A 6,139-nucleotide genomic window follows, 5' to 3' on the forward strand; every position below is an offset into this window, starting at 1 on the left:
ACGCGGCGTGGGAGGCGCGGGTGCGCGCGCACGGCGCCGGACGGGTGCTGCGGGCGGGCGGCTCCGGGGGCGCGACCGGGCAGGGACGGCTGCGGGCAGGCGGACGTGCGAGGACGGCTCCGGGCTCGCGGCTCCGTGCTCTCGGCTCGGCTCTCGGCCGCAGGCTCTCGGCTCCGGGCTCGCGGCTCCGGGCCTCAGCGCAGGACGTGGCCCTCGACGTCGACGGGAGCCCGGGCGGTGAGGCGCTTCAGCCGCATCGCGGGGCGCTCGACCAGCAGCCAGCTCGCCCACGCGAGGGGGACCGTCGCTGCGACCGAGAGCGCGATGTACGCCCAGAGCGGCACGTCGGCTCCGGCTCCGACGATCGCCAGCGAGAGCAGCTGCTGCACGGGGAACGCGTAGATGTACATCCCGTAGGAGACGTCGTGGGTCGCGCCCACTCGACGCAGGGGGAGCCTGGCGCCGAGCGCGACCATCAGATAGGCGAGGGGGAGGCCGGCGAGCACGCGGTAGAGGCCGGCCGCGATCACGAGGACGAGCAGCACGGCCGCGGCAGCGGTGAGCGCGCCCGTCAGGGGGAGGCGGTCGCGGTACAGGTGCACGAGCGCGCCGGCGAGGAAGTACCCGACGAGCGTCACCGTCTGGTTGAGGGGCGCCGGGAACGGGACGAGGTCCGTCGCGAGCACCGCCGCGACGAGGGTGAGGCCCGCGAATCCCGCGACCACGAGGGGGCGCACCCAGCGCGCGGGCGCCAGGGAGACGAGCAGGCCGATCACGACGTAGCTGACGAACTCGTAGAACAGGCTCCAGAGCGAGCCGTTCCACGCGCCCGGGTAGGGCACGGAGCCGAGCATCCCCGCGATCCCGTACTCCCGGATGTAGAGGGCCGCATTGGCGACCACGAAGCGCACCGCCCCGGCCGCGCTGTACTCGCCGGCTCCGAGGAGGAGCGACGCGAGCGGTGCGGCGACGAAGGCCACGACCAGGAGCGAGACGAGGAAGGCGGGATAGATGCGGAGGAAGCGCCGCCAGAGGAAGTCGACCAGCGATCGCGAGCGCAGCCTGCTCGCGGTGATCAGGAAGCCGGAGGTGGCGAAGAACCCGCCGACCGCCCAGGCGCCGAGGGTGGAGCCGCCGAACCCGGGGTCGTCGCCGTAGCCGCCGAGGGGGAAGGAGTGCGACACGATGACGAGGACCGCCAGCCCGAGCCGCAGGGCGTTGATGCTGTTCGACCGCGGGTCGAAGGCGGAGCCGACGGTCGGGCGCGGGCGCGTGCGTGGCGCGCGGGCGGGCGCGGCGGTGCGCCGGCCGTTCTCCTGGCGGGTCATGCGCACATCCTGCTGACCCCGGCCGCCGCCGTCGATCGGGCGTGGGACGCGCCGCGCTCCTCCCGGAGGGCCCGCGCGCCAGCAACGACGCGCGCTCCACCCCTGCGGACCCGCCGCGGAGCTGACGCGGACTGACGTGCGGCCTGCGGCTGATCCCTCTCCGCCCGGTCGTCCCTCCGTCGCCCTCTCCGCGAGACGCCGCTCCGGTAGCGACACGCCGGAGCGGGCGTACCGGAGCGGCACCTCGTGGCAGGCGGTCGTATCACGCCGGTCGGACCGCGCCGGTCGGATCACGCCGGTCGGATCACGCCGGTCAGAGCAGCCCGTCCGTGAGGTGGTCCGGCGTGCCGAAGCGGTGGGCCGTGATCGACACGGCCTGCTCGCGGAGGAACGGCAGCAGCTCCAGCCGGCCCGCCTCGGTCGCCGCGCCCGCGTAGACCGCGAGGTCGGGGCGCCCGCCCGTCACGGCCGTCACCGTCGCGGCGGACGCGCCCAGCAGGCGCACCCGTCCGGCGCCGTGCGCGCGCACCCGCGCCTCCCACGCCGCGTCGTCCTCGACCACGACGGCGCCGGCCGCCTCGTCGAGACCGGCGGCGAGCTGCGGAGGCAGCGCCGCGGCGCTCGAGACGACCACCCGTGCCTGCGCGGTCGCCGCCGCGACGGCCACCCGCACGAGCGAGCCCAGCGGCTCCCCGGCGGCCAGGCGCACCAGCACGGCGGAGTCGTAGGGCAGGCGGCGGAAGACGTTGCGCTCCGCCTCCAGCCCCGTCACGTCGCGAGGAGTGCCCGCGGCCCACGCCGCCGCGCAGCTGCGCGCCGTCCGCTCCACCGCGGCGTGCTCCTCCGCCGGGAGCTCCGCGCGCGACGCGGCGAGCAGGCGGGCGGCCGGTCCGACGACCGGAGCGGTAGCCTCCGACGGCGCCGCGGTCCAGGAGCCCAGGCCGAGCAGGTAGTCCGGCCCGCCCGCCTTGGTGCCCGGGCCGACCGCCGACTTCTTCCAGCCGCCGAACGGCTGGCGCTGCACGATCGCCCCGGTGATCCCGCGGTTCACGTAGAGGTTGCCGGCCTCGATCCCGTCGAGCCAGGTGCCGATCTCCTCCGGGTCGAGCGCGTGCAGGCCCGAGGTGAGCCCGTAGTCGACCTCGTTGACGATCGCGATCGCCTCGTCGAGGGTCGCCGCCGTCATGATCCCGAGGATCGGCCCGAAGTACTCGGTGCGGTGGAACTCGGACCCGCGGCGCACGCCGTCGCGGACGCCGGGGCTCCACAGGCGTCCGGAGTCGTCGAGGCTCCGCGGCTGCAGCAGCCAGGTCTCACCGGCGCCGAGCCCGGTCAGGCCGCGCAGCAGCTTGCCCTCGGCGGGTTCGATCACCGGCCCCATCCGCGTCGCGGGATCGGTCGGGTAGCCGACCGTGAGGGAGGAGACCGCGTCGAGCAGCTGCGCGCGGAACCGCTTCGAGCGCGCGACGGAGCCCACCAGCACGACGAGCGAGGCGGCGGAGCACTTCTGGCCCGCGTGCCCGAAGGCGCTCGCCACCACGTCCTTCACCGCCAGGTCGAGGTCGGCCGAGGGGGTGACCACGATCGCGTTCTTGCCGCTCGTCTCGGCGAGCAGCGGGAGGTCGTTCCGGAAGGAGCGGAACAGCTCCGCCGTCTCGTAGGCGCCGGTGAGGATCACCCGGTCGACCTGCGGGGAGGCGATCAGGTCGCGCCCCAGCTCCTCCTCCGGCAGGCGGAGCAGGCGCAGGGCCTCGCGGGGCACGCCCGCCGCCCACAGCGCCTCGGCCACCACGGCGCCGCAGCGCGCGGTCGGACCGGCGGGCTTCAGCACCACGGCGGAGCCGGCCGCGAGCGCCGCGAGGACGCCGCCGGCCGGGATCGCGACCGGGAAGTTCCACGGCGGAGCGACCAGGGTCAGCGCGGCCGGGTGGAAGCGGGCGCCGTCGAGCGCGTCGAGCTCGAGGGCGCGCTCGGCGTAGTAGTGGGCGAAGTCCACGGCCTCCGAGACCTCGGGGTCGCCCTGGTCGAGGGTCTTGCCACCCTCGGCCGCCATGACCTCGAGCAGCTCGGCGCGGCGCGCCTCCAGCTCGTCGCCCGCGCGGTGCAGGATGCGGGCGCGCTCCTCGGCCGGGACGTCGCTCCAGCCGCTGCCGCGGGCGCCGGAGAGCACCGACTCCAGCTCGTCGAGGGTGCCGATCGTGGCGGCCTCGATCGCGTCGGCGCCGGCCCGGGAGGAGGGGACGCGCGCGAGGATCGCCTGCGCCCACTCGCGGTTCGCGGCGACGGACGGGTCGGTGTCGGGGGTGCTGCGGAAGTCGCCCGGTCCCGGACGGCCGCTCGCGGCGAACCGGTCGGGCACGCGGTGCGCCGGGGGGACGGCCCCGTCGAGGGCGGCGACGGAGGCGCGGAACCGCTCCTCCTCCCGCGCGAAGAGCGCCGGGTCGGCCTCGAGCTCGAAGACGGCCGACATGAAGTTCTGGCTCGACGCGCCCTCCTCCAGCCGGCGGATCAGGTAGGCGATCGCCACGTCGAACTCGGCCGGCGCGACGACCGGCGTGTAGAGCAGGAGCGAGCCGACCGTGCGGCGCACCGCCTCCGCCTGGCCCTGGGCCATGCCGAGGAGCATCTCGTACTCGATCCCCTCGCGGACGCCGCGGGTGCCGGCGAGCAGCCACGAGTACGCGACGTCGAAGAGGTTGTGCCCGGCGACGCCGACCCGCACGTTGCGGATCCGCTCCGGGTGCAGCGCGTAGTCGACGACGCGCTTGTAGTTCGTGTCGGAGTCCTGCTTGCTGCTCCAGGTCGCCAGCGGCCAGCCGTGGACCGAGGCCTCGACCTGCTCCATCGGCAGGTTCGCGCCCTTGACCAGGCGCACCTTGATGCCGGCGCCGCCGCGGGCCCGGCGGGCGGCGCTCCACTCCTGCAGGCGGATCATCGCCGAGAGCGCGTCCGGCAGGTAGGCCTGCAGCACGATGCCGGCCTCGAGGCCGAGGAACTCCGGCCGGTCGAGGATGCGGGTGAAGACCGCGATGGTGAGGTCGAGGTCCTTGTACTCCTCCATGTCGAGGTTGACGAACTTCTGCGGCGAGGACGCGGCGGCCCGGGCGAACAGCGGCGCCAGCTCCTCCACGATGTCGTCGACCGCGGCGTCGAAGGCCCACGGGTTGTGCGGGGCGGTGCTCGAGGAGACCTTGATCGAGACGTAGTCGACGTCGTCGCGGGCGAGGAGCCGGTGCGTCCCCTCCAGGCGGCGGTGGGCCTCCTCGCGGCCGAGGACGGCCTCGCCGAGCAGGTTCATGTTGAGCCGGACGCCGTCGCGGCGGATCGCGGCGATGGCCGGGCCCAGGCGGGAGTCGGTCGCGTCGATGATCAGGTGGCCGACCATCCGTCGCAGCACCCGGCGCGCGATCGGCACCACGACGTCCGGGAGGAGCGGCGCCATGACGCCGCCGAGGGCGACCGCGCCGCGCATCGGAGCCGGGAGGAAGGACGGCACGCCGCCCGCGATCGCCTTCAGCGCCGCCGCCGCGACGCGGGTGTCCTCGGGTCGGACGACGCCGTCGACGAAGCCGACCGTGAAGTCCAGGCCGGCCGGGTCCTTCAGCACGCCCGCCAGCTGCGCCCCGGAGGCGTCGATCGGGATCGCGGACGCCTCGCGCAGCCAGCGCCGCACCAGCGCGACGCTCTCGTCGACCAGGCGGGGATCGATCGAATCGGCGGACGGGCCGTCGGCGGCGGGGCCGGTGGCGAGAGCGGGGCTGGCGAGATCCGTCATGGTGCGGTCCTTCTGCTCTGAGGTGGGTGCCTTCAGTATTCGACCGACTACCGTTGAGCAGAAGCGACCGTTTCTTACCGGTACCGGTCAGCTCAGCTGAACGATCGGGGAGACGCCGTGCTCGATGTCCGCCGCCTGGTCCTGCTCCGCGAGGTGGCCATCCGCGGCACTCTCGCCGCCGCGGCCGAGGCCCTCGCCTACAGTCCCTCCGCCGTCTCGCAGCAGCTCGCCGTGCTCGAGCGCGAGGCCGGCGTCGAGCTGCTGCGGAAGGCGGGCCGGCGCGTGCAGCTCACACCCCAGGCCGAGATCCTGGTCGAGGCGGCCGGCGAGGTGATGGCCCTGCTCGAGCGGGCGGAGGCGGCGCTCGCGGCCTCGGGGGAGTCGGTGACCGGGCGGGTGCGCGTCGCGGTGTTCCAGTCGGCCGCGCTCGCGCTCATGCCGGGTGCGCTCCGGGCCGTCGCCGACCGCTTCCCGGAGGTGCGGATCGAGATGGTGCAGCGCGAGCCGGAGGGCGCTCTGCACGAGACGTCGTGGGCGCGGGAGTTCGACCTCGTCGTCGCCGAGCAGTACCCCGGCCACTCGACCTCCTGGCTGCCCGGACTGGTGCGCAGCGACCTGACGACCGACGCGATCCGCCTCGCCGTGAGCCGCGACTCCGCCGTCGTCGACCTCGCCTCGGCCCGCGACTCCGCCTGGGTGATGGAGCCGCGCGGCACCGCGAGCCGCCACTTCGCCGAGCAGACCTGCCGGGTCGCGGGCTTCGAGCCGGACGTCCGCTTCGAGACCGCCGACCTGCAGGCGCAGATCCGACTCGCCGCCTCCGGCCACGCCGTCGCCCTGATGCCCGACCTGGTCTGGGCGGGCGAGGCGCCGGACTGCCGCCTCCTCAAGCTGCCCGGCACGCCCCGCCGCACGATCTTCACCGCCCAGCGCGAGGCGCAGCTGGCGTCGCCGGCCGTGCGGGTGTTCCGGGAGTGCCTGGCGGAGGTGGCGGGGCGGTTCGCGTGAGGCTGAGGGTGTGCGGGGGTGCGGGAGG

3 protein-coding genes are annotated in these 6,139 nt (G+C 75.2%); 1 reads left to right on the top strand and 2 read right to left on the bottom strand.

Annotated features, from left to right (window positions below; all coding sequences use genetic code 11):
* Window positions 1–194 precede the first annotated feature (194 nt).
* Entirely contained in the window at window positions 195–1,328 is a 1,134-nt protein-coding gene (locus C5C55_RS16100; protein ID WP_104234614.1) for an acyltransferase, read from the bottom strand.
* 313 nt (window positions 1,329–1,641) lie between these two features.
* Window positions 1,642–5,103 (bottom strand): bifunctional proline dehydrogenase/L-glutamate gamma-semialdehyde dehydrogenase, encoded by a 3,462-nt coding sequence (locus C5C55_RS16105; RefSeq protein WP_104234615.1) that lies wholly within the window; start codon window positions 5,101–5,103, stop codon window positions 1,642–1,644.
* A gap of 117 nt (window positions 5,104–5,220) precedes the next feature.
* Between C5C55_RS16105 and C5C55_RS16110 the strand changes: the two genes are divergently transcribed.
* Entirely contained in the window at window positions 5,221–6,111 is an 891-nt protein-coding gene (locus C5C55_RS16110) for a LysR family transcriptional regulator (protein WP_104234616.1), read from the top strand.
* Window positions 6,112–6,139 lie beyond the last annotated feature (28 nt).

Source organism: Rathayibacter sp. AY1C2 (assembly GCF_002931195.1).
Lineage (GTDB): Bacteria > Actinomycetota > Actinomycetes > Actinomycetales > Microbacteriaceae > Rathayibacter.